General features: G+C 61.9%; 16 protein-coding genes. 6 read left to right on the forward strand and 10 right to left on the reverse strand.

Going from position 1 to position 16821, the window contains the following annotated elements; genetic code table 11:
* Nucleotides 1-373 precede the first annotated feature (373 nt).
* Nucleotides 374-1498 carry a hypothetical protein gene (locus tag IAE77_RS28850; RefSeq protein ID WP_294234698.1) on the reverse strand — a complete coding sequence of 375 codons (1125 nt, stop codon included), beginning with the start codon at nt 1496-1498 and terminating at the stop codon, nt 374-376.
* Between the two features lie 127 nt (nt 1499-1625).
* On the opposite strand from IAE77_RS28850, the gene IAE77_RS28855 reads away from it, so the two are divergent.
* Together IAE77_RS28855 and IAE77_RS28860 are read left to right on the forward strand one after the other, a co-directional pair.
* Nucleotides 1626-2894: a Gfo/Idh/MocA family oxidoreductase gene (locus tag IAE77_RS28855; protein ID WP_294234701.1), complete on the forward strand. Its 1269-nt coding sequence runs from the start codon at nt 1626-1628 to the stop codon at nt 2892-2894.
* 97 nt (nt 2895-2991) lie between these two features.
* Nucleotides 2992-3231, forward strand: a complete 240-nt coding sequence (locus IAE77_RS28860; RefSeq protein WP_294234704.1) for a hypothetical protein — start codon at nt 2992-2994, stop codon at nt 3229-3231.
* Between the two features lie 147 nt (nt 3232-3378).
* Here the strand turns inward: IAE77_RS28860 and IAE77_RS28865 are convergent, their stop codons facing one another.
* From IAE77_RS28865 to IAE77_RS28880, 4 genes are all read right to left on the reverse strand, one after another.
* Nucleotides 3379-5847: a c-type cytochrome gene (locus IAE77_RS28865; protein WP_294234708.1), complete on the reverse strand. Its 2469-nt coding sequence runs from the start codon at nt 5845-5847 to the stop codon at nt 3379-3381.
* 53 nt (nt 5848-5900) lie between these two features.
* Nucleotides 5901-6644: a platelet-activating factor acetylhydrolase IB subunit gene (locus IAE77_RS28870; protein ID WP_294234711.1), complete on the reverse strand. Its 744-nt coding sequence runs from the start codon at nt 6642-6644 to the stop codon at nt 5901-5903.
* Between the two features lie 87 nt (nt 6645-6731).
* Nucleotides 6732-7799, reverse strand: coding sequence for a serine hydrolase (locus IAE77_RS28875; protein WP_294234714.1), 1068 nt, complete (start codon nt 7797-7799; stop codon nt 6732-6734).
* 2 nt (nt 7800-7801) lie between these two features.
* Nucleotides 7802-8479 carry a type I 3-dehydroquinate dehydratase gene (locus tag IAE77_RS28880; RefSeq protein ID WP_294234717.1) on the reverse strand — a complete coding sequence of 226 codons (678 nt, stop codon included), beginning with the start codon at nt 8477-8479 and terminating at the stop codon, nt 7802-7804.
* 121 nt (nt 8480-8600) lie between these two features.
* On the opposite strand from IAE77_RS28880, the gene IAE77_RS28885 reads away from it, so the two are divergent.
* Nucleotides 8601-9968 (forward strand): sugar transferase, encoded by a 1368-nt coding sequence (locus tag IAE77_RS28885; RefSeq protein WP_294234720.1) that lies wholly within the window; start codon nt 8601-8603, stop codon nt 9966-9968.
* Here the strand turns inward: IAE77_RS28885 and IAE77_RS28890 are convergent.
* Nucleotides 9965-11293: a DUF2254 domain-containing protein gene (locus IAE77_RS28890; RefSeq protein WP_294234723.1), complete on the reverse strand. Its 1329-nt coding sequence runs from the start codon at nt 11291-11293 to the stop codon at nt 9965-9967. The two genes, IAE77_RS28885 and IAE77_RS28890, sit on opposite strands and share 4 nt — an antisense overlap.
* A gap of 186 nt (nt 11294-11479) precedes the next feature.
* Here IAE77_RS28890 and IAE77_RS28895 point away from each other — a divergent pair, with 186 nt between their 5' ends.
* The gene (locus tag IAE77_RS28895; protein ID WP_294234725.1) at nt 11480-11830 is read left to right on the forward strand and encodes a VOC family protein; all 351 of its coding nucleotides are present in this window, start codon (nt 11480-11482) and stop codon (nt 11828-11830) included.
* Nucleotides 11831-11952: 122 nt separating this feature from the next.
* On the opposite strand, the gene fabV is transcribed toward IAE77_RS28895, so the two are convergent.
* A complete protein-coding gene (gene fabV / locus IAE77_RS28900) occupies nt 11953-13143 on the reverse strand; it encodes an enoyl-ACP reductase FabV (RefSeq protein WP_294234728.1) in 1191 nt (396 codons plus the stop codon).
* 77 nt (nt 13144-13220) lie between these two features.
* On the opposite strand from fabV, the gene IAE77_RS28905 reads away from it, so the two are divergent.
* Complete coding sequence (locus IAE77_RS28905) at nt 13221-13976, forward strand: class I SAM-dependent methyltransferase (RefSeq protein ID WP_294234731.1); 756 nt, start codon at nt 13221-13223, stop codon at nt 13974-13976.
* 21 nt (nt 13977-13997) lie between these two features.
* The gene (locus IAE77_RS28910; protein WP_294234734.1) at nt 13998-14228 is read left to right on the forward strand and encodes a hypothetical protein; all 231 of its coding nucleotides are present in this window, start codon (nt 13998-14000) and stop codon (nt 14226-14228) included.
* Nucleotides 14229-14299: 71 nt separating this feature from the next.
* Here the strand turns inward: IAE77_RS28910 and IAE77_RS28915 are convergent, their stop codons facing one another.
* The 3 genes from IAE77_RS28915 to IAE77_RS28925 all read right to left on the reverse strand — a co-directional run.
* Nucleotides 14300-15541: a hypothetical protein gene (locus IAE77_RS28915; RefSeq protein WP_294234737.1), complete on the reverse strand. Its 1242-nt coding sequence runs from the start codon at nt 15539-15541 to the stop codon at nt 14300-14302.
* A gap of 73 nt (nt 15542-15614) precedes the next feature.
* A complete protein-coding gene (locus IAE77_RS28920; RefSeq protein WP_294234740.1) occupies nt 15615-15938 on the reverse strand; it encodes an HPr family phosphocarrier protein in 324 nt (107 codons plus the stop codon).
* The coding region (locus tag IAE77_RS28925) for a TIR domain-containing protein (RefSeq protein ID WP_294234743.1) at nt 15935-16821 on the reverse strand (887 nt) is incomplete at its 5' end. The genes IAE77_RS28920 and IAE77_RS28925, both read right to left, overlap by 4 nt.

Consider the following 16821-nt stretch of genomic DNA (forward strand, 5'->3'; position numbering starts at 1 on the left):
TCGTCGAGCCACTTCTTGAGCTTGTCGAGGCCTTCGCCGGTCTCGGCGGAGACGGGGTGGATCTTGATGCGTTTGAAGCGCTCCTTGAAGTGGACGAGGTTTTCCTGCGCCTCGGGGAGGTCGATCTTGTTGGCGATGATGCACCAGGGGCGTTGAGGATTTAAAGTTTCACCGGGGCCTGCCCTTGCCTGATGCGAAGCCGGCTGACGATGGTGTGATGGGGTGCAGTCCTCTGGACGGCCCTCGACCTGAGTCCAGGGGACTCAATCACGTTTTCCCACCTGCGCTCGCGGACGTTCCCGCGAGCATGGAGCGAGCACTTCCCACCGACCACTCTTTCTCCGCCGTTGAGAAGGCTTGAGGCGGTTGTCAATCAGCTCGCTTTCAAGGGCTGGTCCGTCTCAAAGGAAAAACCGCCGAACCATTGCACCAGCTCGGTCAACGGCACCTTCACGCGGCCCAGGGTGCGCGGATAGCCGTTCTGGATGCCCGCAGGTCCCGGTCCGGGCTGAAAATCATCCCCGTGCGGGTCCCAGAGCGTCACGATGTCCGTTGGGGCGTCGTAATTGAGGATCGCGTAGGCGTGCGGCCCGCGAACGCCCGGCGGACGGCGGCCTGCCGTGGTCTTGCCGCTGGCCGTGCCGCCGCAGATGAGCCGGCCTGCGGCCTGAGTGGCCGTCATCTGGCGCCGGAGGTCATCCAGCAGCCGCGCCTTTTCGGCTTCGGGCACTTTTTTATTCCGAAAGGGCAGACAGGAGGCGCGCACGATCTCGTGGCCGGTCAAAATCGACAGCATGGTGCCGGCGGAGCCGCCACGGGTGACGACGTTGAGTTCCGTCACGTGGTCGGGATCGTCCTTGTCCATTTTCAACTGCCCGACCGCCTTCTCGTAGCAGTTCACCCACACGCCACTGCCATCGCTGGTCGCCATGAGAGCACGTTCGGCATCCGTGGGAAATGGCACGCGGAACACCCGGCCGCCACCGAGGGTCACGGAGACAAAACCGTCGTTCCCCTGCCCGAACATGCGCACCACCTCGGCCGGATCGCGATGCAGCATCGCCCCCAGCGGTGCTAGGCAGAAGCAGTCGCCCAGTTTTCCCTGCTCCAGGCAGTCGAGCCCCAGCTTGGCGGGCACCAGCAGCTCCGAGGTGCTGGAATCGATGCTGTTCAAAGCCGAGGCGAACATTTCCTCGAGATCCGGCAGATCTTCCCGTCCCTGCGGTTTGGGCACGAGTTGCCGAATGGCTCCGAGCGTCAGCGGCGGCAGTTTGAAGGACTTGGTGCGGACAGCCCGCCGCAGGCTCGCGATGGCCGCCGCTGCCGCGCCTGTGTTCGCTGGCGAGGCCACCGCGTGCTCGATCTCCACGATGGAAAGCACCGTGTCGTGATCCGTGTCCCACGCCTTGAAGTGAGTCCCCACCACCTCATGGAAGGTGGCGGCCATCGACGCCGACGCAGCGGCCGACAGACAAGCGAGGAGCAGGGTCGTTTTCATGGGCGATGCTAGAACGCCCGTCTGCATGGACAACATGCCCGTCCTCACCAAAACATGCGAATCCGGCACTCGTGTATCATCAAGGCGGCTTGCGTGGCGGAGGCGTCCGCCTTCCATGCCGCCTACCATGGAACCCACTATCAAGATCGCCCTCGTCGGCGCCGGCATGTTCGGCGGAGATGTCCACGCACGTGCCTACGCGGACCTGCAGCGTTTCGGCATCGCGGGACAACTTGCGCGTGTCGGATTGGACAAACACACCCGCGACCTGGCTCCGGTGAAGTTCGATCTCGTCGCCGTGGCCACCCGCAGCGAAAAATCCGCCCGCAAAGCCGCCGCAGCCTTCAAGGACCTCACCGGGCACGAACCGCAGGCCTTCTTCGGCGATGAACCGTGGAACGACATCCTCACCGCCTTCCCGGATCTCGATGTGATGGCCGTCGCCACGCCGGATCATCTGCACACGCAGCCGATTCTCGCCGCGCTGGCCAGAGGAGTGCACGTTTTGACGGAAAAACCGATGTGCCTCTCGATCCAGGAGGCCGACCAGATCATCGACGCCGCCAAGGCGAAGAACCTCATCGTCGCCGTGGACATGCACAAGCGCTACGACCCCGATCATCTCCGCATCCGCGATGACATCCAGAACCGCATCGGAGCGCCGCTTTATGGAACGGCTTATCTTGAGGAACCGCTCGAAGTCTCCACCAGCACCTTCAAGTGGGTGGAGGACAGCGATCCCTTCAGCTATGTCGGCCCGCATTGGACGGACCTGATCTGGAGCTACTACAAATCAAAGCCCGTCAGTCTCACCGCCGTGGGCCAGAAGAAACGCCTCGTGCGCGATGGCATCAATGCCTTCGATGCGGTGCAGGTGCGCGTGGACTTCGACAACGGCATGTCGATCAACTTTCATAACAACTGGGTGACTCCCGCTGACTTCGAAGGTCCGGTGAACCAAGGTCACGAAATCGTCGGCGCGGATGGCAAGGTGGAAAGCGACCAGCAGTATCGCGGCTTCCGCTGGTGGAACGCCGGCGGCGGCTCACGCACGAGCAACAACCACTTCACCCGGGAAGTCCTGCGCCCGGACGGCAGCAAAGGCTACATCGGTTACGGCGTGGACAGCCTTACCGTCGGTCTCGTGGCCATCTGCCGTGTGAAGTTCGCCAACGAAAGCCGCGAAGCTGTCGCGGACATCTATCCCACAGCCGAAGAAGCCCGGATAACTTGCGCCATCGTCGATGCCGCCGCCCGCGTGCGCGATTTGAACTGGAAATACATGCAGGACGGCAAGGGTGCGACCGTCACCGCCCGCTTCGGAAAGGATGGCATCACCATCATCGACCCGAACACCAAGGAGGTGTTTCAGAGCATTTATGACAGGCCCATCTGAAGCCATTTCTTGATCCTAAGTTCAAATTCCTAGGTTGACACGGACCTTAATCGTTCATACACAGAGCATTACAACTCTGTTTACCCCCCAAGCACTAATGAACCTGACCGCCACCCAACTCCGCCGAGCCGCCGCCCTTCAAGAAAAAATCGAAGCCCTGCAGGCCGAGCTTGCCTCGATGCTCGGTGAATCCGCCGCTCCCACCAAGTCCAAGCCTGCCAAAAAGAAGAAGCGCAACATGTCCGCCGCCGCTCGCAAGCGCATCGCCGACGCACAGAAAGCCCGCTGGGCCAAGCAGAAGGCCGCGACGGCTGCCGCCGAGAAGAAAGGCAAGTAAGCCCCCTCTGAACCTCAACTTTCAAACCAAGAAGCTCCGGCAGCACCTGCCGGAGCTTTTTTGTGGTCACCAGGCGTCATCGAAAGGTCAGAGTGGTCAGGTTTCGGGACCGCAGTCCTCCTGACCACTCCTTGACGACAGACACGCCTACTTCACGAACATCGGATCGTCGGGATTGCCCTTGCTGAGCAGGTAGGCCATCAGGTCGAGGATGTCGTCCTCCTTCAGCATGAACAGCAGGCCGGGCGGCATCATGCTGACCTTGCTCTCCTCGGTCTTCACCACGTCCTTCACATCCACATTGGTGAAGTTGTTCGGGTCCATCATGTTCGTGCAGACCATCATGATGTCCTCCTTCATGTTGGCGATGCGTCCCACGACCACGCTGCCGTCCTTCTTGGTGAAGACAGTGCTGCCGTATTGGTCGCTGATCTCCTTGCTGGGCTCCAGGATGTGCTCCAGCAGGTCGCGCGGGCTGTATTTGCCAGCCACGGAGGTCAGATCAGGGCCGACGGCACCACCCTCATTGTTGAATCGATGACAGGCGAAGCACGTGGCCGCGCCGAACATGTTGCGGCCGTTCTGGAAGTCGCGATTGCCCTCCAAACCGACGCCGAGCGATTTTTCGAGATCGGCCATCGTCCACGCTTTGACGAACTGCATCGGCTTCACGGTGAACGTGGGCGCTTTGACTTCGGGCTTGGCATCGAGCACGTCCTTGATCGCGAGTTTCTCCTCCTCCGTCATCGTTTTGAGAGCATCCGTTTTGATTTCTCCAATGAAGAGGTCAAACGAGGCACCGCCTTTGTAGTTCGCGGCACGCAGGAACCAGCGGAAGTAATCAGCGCGGTGTTCCCGCGTCCAGCCGGTCTTCGCAAAACGCAAAATGCGCGCGTAGTCGATCTGCTCCTCCTGCGTGGGCGAATCGTTCACCAGCGGAGCCGCCTTGGCGACGATTCCGGCGTCACCGAGATACACGAGCACCTCCGCGAGGTCGCGATTGAGCCCGGTGTCGTTCGTCGGGAAGAGCGGATTGAGTTTGGCGATCAATTCGGCCTTCGTCGCCGCGTCCGGTTCGCCCATGCGGGTGAAGGCCAACATGTAATCGCGAATCAGCGTCACGCGGTCGATGCCCTTGAGTCTTTTGAAGTCGATCTTGCCCAGCGCGTCGAGAATCGGCTTCTGCAACGCTTTGTCTCCGCCACTGCTGCGGGCCAGCGCCATCAATGCGGTCAAAGCGGCACGCGGATTGGCTTCGGAGAGCGCTTTGTCTTTCCAGGAAGCCACGGGCTGATGCTCCAGGGCAATGCGGGCAGCGAAGCGGAGATGACGATCCGCGGAAGAAAGTTGCGGCCAGGCAGCTTCAATGGTGGTGCCTGGGACTTCGAGTGAAGCGCGAACCTTGGCGAGGTCAGACAAGTCCGACTTCTCCGACGCATCGGACTTTTCCGAGCCGGTATAAGTCACCCGATACAGTCCGCTCTGCACTTTTCGGCCACCCACGCTGACATACATCGCCCCATCCTTCTTCGAGACCTCGATATCCGTCAGCGGCAATGGCGAAGCGCTCATGAATTCTTCCGCAGCGCCAGTGTAACCCGCGCCGTTTTGATCGAGATGCACGGCGTACATCTTGCCGTAGCTCCAGTCGCAGATGTACAGCGCGTCTTGAAACTTCGCGGGAAACTTCGCGCCATAACCAAACGCCACGCCGGTGGGCGAGCCCGGACCGATGTCCACGGCAGACGGCAGGCTGTCTTCCCAGCGCGAAGGGAATTTCTTGCTGCATGTGCGCCAGCCAAAGTCGCCGCCGCTTTGCATGAAGCAGACGCGTGTCGGGCGATACCACGGCATGCCGGTGTCCCACTCCATGTCGGCGTCGAAGCCGAAGATGTCGCCGTTGCGATTGATGGCGATGTCATAGGTGTTGCGGGTGCCGATGGTCATCAGCTCCCACGATTTGCCGTCGAGATCGGTCTTCGCGAGCCAGCCGCCAGGAGCGAGCTTGTCACGCATGAAGCCGCGACCCAGCAGCATGGGAAAAAGCTGGTCTTCAGCCCAGTTCCTCGGCACGCGGCTCGTTTCGCAGTTTGGCTCCTCCAACTGGTTGCCACACTGCACGTAGAGGCTTTTGCCGTCGGGCGAGGCGATGACGCCATGCGGCCCATGCTCACCTGATTTGCCTGGGAAGGCCCGGAGCAGCTCCACGGTGTCGAATTGATCGTCTCCATTCGTGTCTTTGCAGCGGTAGAGGCCGCGGCCCTGATATACCTCGTCATTCACCACGCCATACAGCGCCCCCGCATGGTAAAGCAGCCCCTGGCAATGACCGAAGTCGATACTTAGCTTCTCCACCTTCGTTTCTCCCGGGCTTCCACCGATGGCAGGCGGCGTGATGCGATACAGCGCGCCGTACTGGTCGCTGCAAATCATCCGTCCCTTGTCGTCCTGGGTCATCGCCACCCACGAACCCTCCGTCTCCTTCGGTACGGAGTACAGCAGCTCCACTTTGAAGCCTTTGGCGATCTTGATTTTATCCACCGGCGTGGCCTGGCCGGCGATCTGGGCAAAGCTGGCCGTGGAGACGAACAACAGCGGGATGAGAAGAGATTTCATGGGCGCAATGAGACTTGGATGAGGGGGCTGAAGCCGGACACGGACACAACAGCTTACTTCACGAGTTCCTTCACCTTGCCCTCGATGGCATCGGCCCACATCTGGTAGCCTTGCGCGTTGAGGTGAAGCAGGTCGGGCATGATTTCCTTCGGCAGCGTGCCGTCGGGCTGGAGGAAGGTGTTGCCGATGTCCATGTAGAACACGCGTTTGCCGTCGGCGAAGCCGGAGATGAGGTTGTTCGTGACGACGTTCTGCTGGCGCATCTTGTCCTCCTTGGTCGCGCCACGCGGGAAGATGCCGAGCAGCAGCACCTTGGTCTCCGGCAGCTTCTTGCCGAGGATGTCGAGGATCGTTTTGACGCCTTCAGCGGTCTGCTCCGCGCTGCTGGTGTAAACGGCGCCCCCATGCTCGGCAGCGGGGCGCCCCTGATGACCGGTGTTGTTCGTGCCGATCATCAAAACGACGAGCTTCGGCTTCAAACCGTCGAAATTGCCGTTTTGCAGACGCCAGATGACATGCTCCGTGCGATCTGCGCCGATGCCGAAGTTCGCGGCTTTGAGCGGCGCCCAGGTCTTGGCCCAGACTTCCTTGCCGTTGCCTTCCCAGCCTTGCGTGATGGAGTCGCCAAGGAAAACCAGCTCCGCCTCGCCCTTCTTCGATGTCTCGTTGAAGGACTCATGACGCTTTACCCAGCCGCCTTCACGCGGCTTCGGGTCGATGGCGAGGTTCTTCGACGTTTCAGCAAGGCTGACGGCGGCAAGGCAGAGCGAGAGGAAGGAGAGTGCGTATGATTTCATGGTCGGAGGCGGCCATGTTGAATGACGAATGCCGAATGTCGAATGACGAATGCACTCCGCCCATGGCCGCCTGTCAGACCATGCGCATCACGCCTTCAACGCCCAGTCCAGCAGGGCCTGCGCATCACGCCAGACTCCTTCGCTGGTGTCGTTGAGAACGACGACAATGCGGCGGCGGCCATTGCGCTCACCCGTGGCCACCAGGCAGTAGCCTGCAGCGTCGGTGTAGCCCGTTTTCATGCCGTCACAGTAACTCGCCGTGCGCAGCACACGGTTGGTGTTGGCAAGGTCGATGGCCTTGCCGTCGGGGCGGAGGAACTTGTAGCTCTGGAGCTTCACGACCTTCCGCAGTTCAGGCTGCTTGTCGGCGGCTTTGGCGATCACAGCGAGATCACGGGCGGTGCTGAAAGGATCCTGATCCGTGGTGGATGGCAGGCCGTGCGGATTGACGAAGAAAGTGTTTTGCAGGCCGAGCTGTTTCGCGCGCTCATTCATCTTGGTGGCGAATGCCGCCACGCTGCCCGCGTTGTCGCGTGCGAGCGCCTGGGCGATGTCGTTCGAGCTTTTCACCATCATGGCGGTGAGGAGCTGACGACGCGTGTAGGTCTCCCCCACCTTCAAACCGATGCGCACCGGGGCGCACTGCGTATCGCTGAGCTCCACGGTGACGACCTTGTCGAGATCTCCCGCCTCCACCACGAGCAGACCGGTCATGATCTTCGTGGTGCTGGCGATGGCGCCTTTGACGTCTGGATTCTTTTCAAACAACACATCATCCGTCTCGGGATCGATGATGATGCAGCGGCCGGCCGAGATTTGAGGAATGGCGCCACGGAGGTTCTTGATCTCGATCTCGCGGCGGACTTTGCGCAGTTTCTCCGTCTCCTCCGCCAGCTCCGCCTCCATCCGTTTCTTGAGCACCTGCATCGCCTGCTCACGAGCGGCGAGCTGGGCCTTCTCCTGCTCGATGCGCTGACGCTCTGCCGCGGCCTCGCGCTGGATTTTGGCGGCGGCGGCGATCTTGGCCTCGGCCTCCTCCTCGCGCCATTGGAGCTCCTTCTCGCGTTTTTCGTCGATGCAGCCGGTCAAAAGCGCGGCGCACAGGGTCGTGGCGAGGGCGGTTCGGTGAAGAGAAAAGTGGGGACGGAGAATCATTGTCAAAGTTCGGCGAGGAGTTCCTTCAGGCGGGCGGCGGGCCACTGGCCGGGAGCGTTCGAGGTGCCAATGAAGCCGTAATTCAGCAGGCTGCCACATTTTGCCAGCACCAGACGGGAAACGCGTCCCCACGGGCCCATGCCCATCACTGAGAGACGCAGGCGATGCGTGCCGCCGGCCAGTTTCATGAGGCGGACCAGATCGTCCTGCGTGTTCAGATAGGTGGCGATCTTCACGGCATCGAGGCCGGCCTGCTGGCCGAAATTCACCGCTCCCAGGAGCACATCATCCGCAGGCGTGGCCTGGAAATCGTGAAACGAACCCACCACCGGCACACCGACGGCACGTGCCTCCTGGACGGTGCCCTGCATCGGCATGGCGCTGCGCAGTTCGATGTCGATCAGCGCGGCCAGATCCAGAAGAGGCTCGATCATGGCTCCACGGGCGACTGGATCTTCCGGTCCCTGCCCGCCTTCGGCTGGATGACGGGCGGTGAGGAGCAACGGCAGCGTGTTTCCGGCCAGTTTTGCCCTCAGATCGGCTGGCGGCAGCTTCAACAGGTCGAGCCGCAGCTCTGCCACGTCACACAGGGCCAGACGGGCAGGCGCATCGAGCGAAACAAAGTGTTCGAGCGCCGGCTCGTCCGAAATCACCCCCACAGCCAGCGGCCGGGAGGACATGAGTAAGTTTTTCGAGGAAACGAGTTGAGCCATTGGCTAGGCGGACTATAATTTTAACAACTTTAAACAAATTTTAAGCAACCAGAGCGCCATTATGCTGGGCCGGAAGCAAGAAATCAATTTGCAGCTCACCGAACTGCTCGACAGCGCCCTTCTGGCCTTCTGTCTGTGGTTCGGTCATTTCTTGCGCTTCCGTCTCGTGCCCGTGTTCATCCCCGATGTGGTGGAGATTCCGCCCCTGGACAAGTTCTACTGGGTCATCGCCGTCGTGGCCCCATTCACCCCCATCGTGCTCGAAGCTCGCGGCTTTTACTCGAACCTCGCGAACAAAACGCCCGCCCGTTCCATCCGCCAGCTAGTCGAAGGCCTCGTCGTCATCGGCGTCTGCGTGGCCTTCTGCATGGTGTTCTTCAAATGGGCGATCGAAAGCCGCGCCGTCGTCGTCTTCTCCGTGGCGCTGGGCGCCTTGTCGCTCCTGCTCCGCGAGGCCTGGCAGCGTGACATGATCCGCCGCCAGATGAGCTCCGGCAAAGGCCGGGAGCGCGTGCTCGTCGCCGGCAGCCAGGACGACATGGACGCCTTTCTCGCCAACATGAGCACGGAACAGCGGGCCGAGGTCGAGGTGCTGGACAGCATCGACATCACCCAGCGGCCGATCACCGACCTCGTGGCAGCTTTGCACCAGCACTCGATCAGCCGCGTGCTCTTCGTCGCGCAGCATGTTCACTTCAGCAAGATCGAGGAAGCCGTGCAGGCCTGCGAAACGGAAGGCGTCGAGGCCTGGATCGCGGCGGATTTCTTCCAGACCGCCATCGCCCGCCCGACCTTCGACGTGCTCGGCGGCCGCCTGATGCTCGTCTTTCACAGCACCCCCCAGGCCTCGTGGGAGCTTCTGTTCAAAGGCATCGTCGATCGCGTCGGAGCCCTCGTTCTGTTGCTCATTTCAATGCCGCTGTGGCTCATCGCCATCATCGGCATCCGCCTCGGTTCCAAAGGGCCGGTGTTCTTCCGCCAGGAACGCGCCGGACACTACGGCCGGCCCTTCGTCATGTGGAAGTTCCGCACCATGCACACGGACGCCGAGACCAAACGTGCCGAGCTGGAGGCGCACAACGAGATGGACGGCCCCGTCTTCAAGATCACCAACGACCCGCGCATCTTCGCCTTCGGCCGCTGGCTGCGTCGCAACAGCATCGACGAGCTGCCGCAGCTCATCAACGTGCTGCGCGGGGAGATGAGCCTCGTCGGCCCCCGTCCCCTTCCCGTCTATGAGATCCAGCGCATCGAAAAGCATGCGCAGCGCCGCCGCCTCAGCGTCAAACCGGGCCTCACCTGCCTGTGGCAGGTCACCGGCCGCAACGGAATCAAAAACTTCGAGGAATGGGTCGCCCTGGACCTCAAGTACATCGACAACTGGTCGCTGCTGCTCGATTTGAAAATCCTCGCGCAGACTTTGCCCGCCGTCATCCGTGGCAGTGGCGCGAGCTAGGCCGCGTCCCCGCCCTCCAGGCACGCACGCACCCACGCATGTCGCTCCCGGAATCGCTTGTGGTCCCGTGCCGATTTGAGGCTGCGCTCCGCCTGCTCGGCGATGCCTTGCGCATGATCCAGCAGCATCTGCCGGCGGGTCTTGCTGCCGGTCAGGCTGCCGATGGTGTGAAGCCCGCCGAGCAACTGCAGCATCATGGCCAGGTTCCCGTCCGAGCTCTCACGGATCTGGTCGAACGATTCATCAACCAGGCTGGCGAAGGTGGGACCGATGGCAATCACCCGCAGTTCGCCGTCTTCATGGCGGTGGGAGGATGGAATGTCCCGCGTCGCCAGCCGGGCGAGGATCGCGGTCAGATAGTCCACACACATCACCGCGGTCGTGGTGTCATTCACACCCGGTGAAAGAGCACGCAAGGCCATGTCCACCAGTTGCCGGATGCCAAAGCCCGCGTCTTGTTCCACCGTCCGGTGCCGGTCGATGCCGTAGGCATCCCGCAGCTCTTCACACACGTCCTCGTCAGGCGGCTCGGCACCGATGAGCGACACCAGCGGCGTGTCCTGCACCACGAACTCGCCAATGCCACGCTCCATCCGGATCACCGTCTTCCGCTCCTTCGCCACCCGCAGCAGCGTGGCTGTTTCCAGACTCTGGATGTAACCGCTCCGGCTGGCGGAAACACACTGCCACGGCCCGGCTGGAACTGTGCGGGAAGCCCCACCCGCAGCCTGGTCCGCCATCCCGTCCCCAAGGCGGTCAGGAAACAGCCTGTCAACGGCCGCGATCGTCTCGCCCGCGACCGCGGCCATGATGCTTGAGGCCTGGATCGCGATGGCGATGTGATGAATGAAGAAAATCAACACGCCGATGCCGCCGATCGCCAGGAACACGGCCACGGTCACCGCGATGCTCGGCACGAACCCGCTTTCGTCGCCGCCACGAATGGTCCGCAGCACGATGAGGCAGAACGTGAACACGCTGGCAAACAGCCCCAGCACCACCTGCGTCACGCGGTCGCGCACGAAGTTGCGCAAGATGCGCGACGTGTACTGGGTGGATGCCAGCGTCAGCGTCACCAGGATCATCGAGAACGTGACGCCCACCACGGTCATCATCGACCCTGCGATGGTGGACAGCATCCCCCGTGCCCCCTCCGCGCTGGCACCGAACACCCGCGGCCAGAGCGCCAGCCAGCCTTCGATGCCGGGCGTCGCATCCACTTCGATCAACGACACCGCAAACACCATGCTCAGTGCGACGATGAGCGAGGGGAAAAACCAGAAGCTGTCCCTGAGGCTGTTCCAGAGCCGCTTGAGTCTGTTCATGTTCGCGTCCGGGAGTCGATCGTTTCCAAAACCGCCACCTACAGAACGTGCCCCGGCGCACTTCAGGCCGTTTCCATCGACTCCACCCACGCGATCCGGCCCTCCCCGCGGCCTCCCGGTCAGAACATCACCGCGTCCATGCAGGATTCGCTGTCAACGCCCGCCAGACTGTGGCAGGGACCGTCCATGAAAGTGGAACGACTCAAATACGTCATCTGGGCGGCGGACATGAACCGCGCGGTAAATTTCTACGCCCAGGTCTTCGGCGGCACGATCCTCAAGCAGAACGACATCATCAGCGAGGTGTCCATCTGCGACGGCATCATCGGCATTCACGGCGGTGGCGAAGGCAAACGCACCTGGACCGGTCTCAGCTTCCAGGTGGCCGATGTCATCGAAGGCGCGCGTGAGATCGTCGCTGCAGGCGGCCAGCTCACCCACGAGCCGCAGCCCGAGAATGGCGAGCCGCCCCACCTGGCGATGTGCGTGGATACCGAGGGCAACGAAATCATGCTGACGCGCAAACGCGCCCACTGATCTGAAAACTGCCGCGAGGCAGCCTGTAGCTCGGAATTCCGATTCCGAGTCGCTGCCTTCGCGGAACCGAAACTCCGCGCCACAGCGCCGCCCTCGAGCAAGACACGCAGACTGTCCCGGACTCAGCCCAGCGATGGCACGCTGATGCCGGTATCGACTTCCGCGTTGTAGTCCACGCCTTCGAGACCGAAGCCGAAGAGACGCAGGAAACTGGACTGGTAGCCTTCGAAGTCGCCCAGCTCCGACAGATTCTCGGTGCAGACGGCCTTCCAGCGCTCATCGACGAGCTGCTGGACCTTCGGCGTCATTTCCCAATCGTCCACGCGGATGCGGCCCGCCTCGTCAGGCTGCGGCTGGCCGTTGTAGAGACGCTCGCGGAACAGGCGGTCCATCTGCTCGATGCAGTCCTCGTGCGTGCCCTCGGCCTTCATCACCTTGTAGAGCAGCGAGATGTAAAGCGGCACCACAGGGATCGCCGAGCTGGCCTGGGTGACCAGCGCCTTGTTCACGGAAACCCACGCCTTGCCGCCGAGCGCGGCCAGTTTGCCATCCAGGGCACGCTGCACGCGCTCCAGGTCTTCCTTCGCGCGGCCGATCGTGCCGTTCTTGTAGATCGGCCAGGTCACTTCCGGCCCGATGTAGCTGTAGGCCACGGTTTGCACCCCCTGCGCCAGCACACCAGCGGCTTGCAGCGCGTCGATCCACATCTCCCAGTCCTCGCCGCCCATCACGGCGACGGTCTGCGCGATGTCGTCCTCATTGGCAGGCTCGATGGTCACTTCATTGACCACCCCGTTGCCGGTGTTGAGGTTTTTGTTCGTGTAAGAGCCACCGATCGGCTTCAGGCAGGATTTGAACACCTCACCCGTCTTCGGATGCGTGCGGCGTGGGGACGCGAGCGAATACACCACGCAATCCACCTGGCCGAGATCCTGTTTGATCGCCTCGATCACCTCCGCCTTCATCGGGTCGGAGAAGGCGTCGCCATTGAAGGAGCGGGCATACAATCCTGCGGCCTTCGCCTCGTTCTCGAACGCGGCGGAGTTGTACCAGCCTGCGGTGCCGCAGCGGTCGGCCTCGCCCGGCTTTTCAAAGAACACGCCGATGGTGGCCGCCCCGCAGCCAAACGCCGCCGCGATGCGGGAGGAAAGGCCGTAACCCGTGGAGGAACCGATGACGAGCACCTTCTTCGGCCCGTTGGCGATGGGACCGCGGCTTTTCACGACCGCGATCTGGTCGGCGACGTGCTTGGCGCAGCCGGTCGGGTGCGCGGTGGTGCAGATGAATCCACGGATTTTGGGGGCGACGATCATAAGTTGGAGTTTGAGCGTTAGCAGCCGCGTGCATGCTGGCAACTTGTTTTCAGACGCACACCGGGCATCCTGCACGCATGTCAGCCGCGCCTGAGCAACGCTTCTCCGACCGCGTCGGGAACTACATCCGCTATCGCCCCGGCTATCCGCCGCAAATCATCGCGATGCTGGAACGCGAAACCGGACTGACGCCGCAATCCATCATCGCCGACATTGGCTCCGGCACGGGCATCTCGGCGGAGTTGTTCCTGCGTTTCGGCTGCCAGGTGCATGCGGTCGAGCCCAATCGCGAGATGCGCGAGGCGGCGGAGCGCCTGCTGGCCGGTGAGCCTCGCTTCCACAGCGTCAACGGCACCGCGCAGGCCACCACGCTGCCGGATCAAGGCGCCGACCTCCTCATCGCCGCGCAGGCCTTCCACTGGTTCAACACGCCCGAGACCCGCGCGGAGTTCACCCGCATCCTCAAACCCGACGGGCACGTCGTTCTCATCTGGAACGAGCGGAAGCTGGACGCCACGCCGTTCCTGCGCGGCTACGAGGACCTGCTGCTGCGCTTCGCCAGCGACTACGCCAAGGTGCGGCATGAAAACATCGATGCCGGCGAGCTCGGCCGCTTCTTCCGCAGCCCGTTCGTCACGCACACCTTCGCCAACGAGCAGCGCTTCGACTTCGACAGCCTCCAAGGCCGCCTCCTGTCCTGCAGCTACGCCCCCGCCGAAGGGCAGCCCGGCCACGCGGCCATGATCGCCGAACTCCGCCGCCTCTTTGACGTCCATCAGGACTCGGGCATCGTTCGTTTCGAGTATGATACACGCGTCCACATCGGACGTTGAGACCTCCATCCCTTGCCACCCATGAAAACCCTTCTTCTCACCGCCTCCGTCGCCCTGGTCCTCGCCGCCTGCTCCAAATCGGCCGCAGACGGCTATCCGCTGACCACCTGTGTCATCTCCGGCGAAAAACTCGGCAGCATGGGCGATCCCGTCGTCGTGAAGCACGAAGGCAAGGAAGTCCGCCTCTGCTGCGACCACTGCCTGCCCAAATTCCAGTCCGACCCCGCCAAATACGCGGCACTGGTGAAGTGATTCCCCTTTCCCGGGCTGGGACCTGGCGGCGGAATCACCGTTTTACAGGGACTGCTGGTCAAGACAGACAATCACTGTGCGGCGGGCATCGCCCGCGCCTGCTCACGCAGCGCCTTGAGTTCCGCGATGCTCCGCACTTCTCCGAGTGCGGCGTTGAGGCCGCGATGCAGCATGGCGTGGCAGTTGGGGCAGACGGGTTTCATCAAGGTCACCGGGTCCTGTTTCGCTCCCACGGTATCGTCAGACGACGCCAGCGGCTGCTCATGATGGATGTGGATGAAGCCTTCCCCGATCACCCCATACTCTTCCGCAAAGCTCATCGCGCAGACAGCACAGCGGTAGCCGTGGGCAGTCAGGCACAGAGCGCGGTTGGCAGGGTCACGCTCACGGCGGCTGCTCCAGGTTTCGATCAGCCGCCCCTCGGTGCTGGAGGCGGCGTCCTCGGCCGCTTCGCCGGGCGATGGCGCGGCGGTGTTGGCGATGGCGGCCTGTGCGGGCGCTTCGGGCTGGTGGTCCGTCGCACGGTCGTTGGCGGAGTGCGCATCCCAGGCGGCCCACACCGCTTCAAAGACTTCCTCGGGCAACTCGATGCCGCTGCCGTAGGGGCTCCAGTGCACCTGTTCCGCACCCCGGATCGTCGTCGGGTCCAGCGGGCGGTTGGGGTCCACCAGACGCCGCCACAGGATGTCCACATAAGGCACATCCTCCTCACCGAACCACGCATTGGTCCTGATCCAGCCGCTGCCCACGATGCCACGCGGCAGCGGCCCCTGGCGCAGCATCAGAAAGCGGTCGCCGGCGTTCACCTTGTTCACGGAGCGGCAGGTCCAGTTCCAGGAGCATGGCTCCCCCGCCATCATCCGTGCCCGCACCTCTTGAATCGCTGCCATCGGCACCTCCTTCAGCGGGTTCCAGGTCAGCAGAAAGGTCTTCGGCTCCTGCAGCAGGAACAGCGGCGTGAAAACCACCCGCGCCTCGGCCAGATCGGCCGCCTCCAGCACCTCCTCCGCCGCATCATCCAGCAGGCACGGGGCGATGGGGCGGGCCGGGATGGGCTGACGCTCCTTGAAATGAATGCGCGTGCGCTTTCCCTCCACACTCACTGCGGTCACCACGGCGGATGCCTCCAGGCAGTGTTGATCGCCTTCGGGAACGCCAAAGATCACCAGCATCTGCAACGCCGCCTCCTGCGCGCTGGCAAACACCTCCTCCGCCTCCTCCCAGCGCTGGTCCAAGGTGATGCTGTCTGGAAGAGGCGAGCCCGCTGTCAGGCTGGGCACGTAAAGGGACAGTTCGCTCAAGTCGGGTTCCATGAAGGTAGGTGAAGAAAGATCCATGCTGGTCAATGCCTGGCACCTTATTTTTCGTGGGCATGAAACACTCGTCCTAGTCTTCTATGTCGTTGAATCCATTTTTCACCAACTCTACCAGACATTTCAGCGCTTCTTTGGCATCAATTCCGACGACAGTAATCTTGATCTTTTCCCCCTTGCCAGCAGCCAACATCATTAATCCCATAATTGATTTTCCATCCACGATTTCGTCGTCTTTTTCCACCCAGACTAGCGACTGAAACTTCTCCGCATGCTTAACGAATTGCGCAGCCGGTCTGGCATGCATCCCCAACTTGTTGGGAACCATGGCCATCCGGCGAAGTGTCACTTCAACCTTTTCACCTGATGCAGGTCTTGTTTTTTTGCGTCTGCTCATATCCAGGCGCTCAATTCGCGACGAATGGTTTCACCGGCCGCATCAATTCCGTGCTTGATGTCGGCATACACGATTCCTGCGAGATCGGACGGCAGCTCAATGTCACCTTTATGCAGGAGGACCACTCGTCCTCCCTGGCGCTGCAATTTGGCATAGAAGTAGCCCAGCTCGAATATCACATTCTGCCGCGCGCGCCTTTTGATGGTGTTGGGAGATTTAGCTGGCGCCGCTTTGTCATCCGGCGTCAGAAGAACGAACACGACGTCCACCGCCTGCGCTGCGTCCTCGAACTTCTCGATTAAAGTCCGTCCTTCGGAAGGCAGTTCGCGGAGAATTTTCGGGCGGGGCCATCGCAGGCTTTGTTCAATGAAACTTGCCAGGTCATGCACTGCCTCATTGTCATGACCATGAACGATGAAGGTCTGTGGTTGCGGCTTCACATAGCGCTTGCGGGCTACGCGCTCGATTTTGTCGATGAACTCCTTTGCCCCGCCATCCGTCAGCAGGTGTTTGCGCAAGAAACCCTGGCCATGCTCCGCAAACCACTCCCTCACATCCTGGACTGCAAAGCCTGACATCCCGATGAGCCTGACGTGCGGATGTTTTTCACGAATGTGACGTGCGAGCCGCAGGCCGGCGCTCTTCCCATGCGTTTCAATTTGCTGCTCCTTGCTGGTCCTTTTCCAGATAAAGTTGACGTCTATGACCGCAACGCTGATCTCAGGAGCATGAAGTGCCATCTGTTTGAGGGCATCGACTCCGCTGGAAGCCTCAAAAGTGTTGATCCCACGGTCCTTCAACTTGGTGCAAATATGGCGCTTCGCTGTTTTGGGTGGGTAGCGGAGTCTCTCAGACAGCCATTCCAACCCCCATGGACTCCCGA

The organism is Prosthecobacter sp. (genome assembly GCF_014879935.1).
In the GTDB taxonomy this organism is placed as follows: domain Bacteria; phylum Verrucomicrobiota; class Verrucomicrobiia; order Verrucomicrobiales; family Verrucomicrobiaceae; genus Prosthecobacter.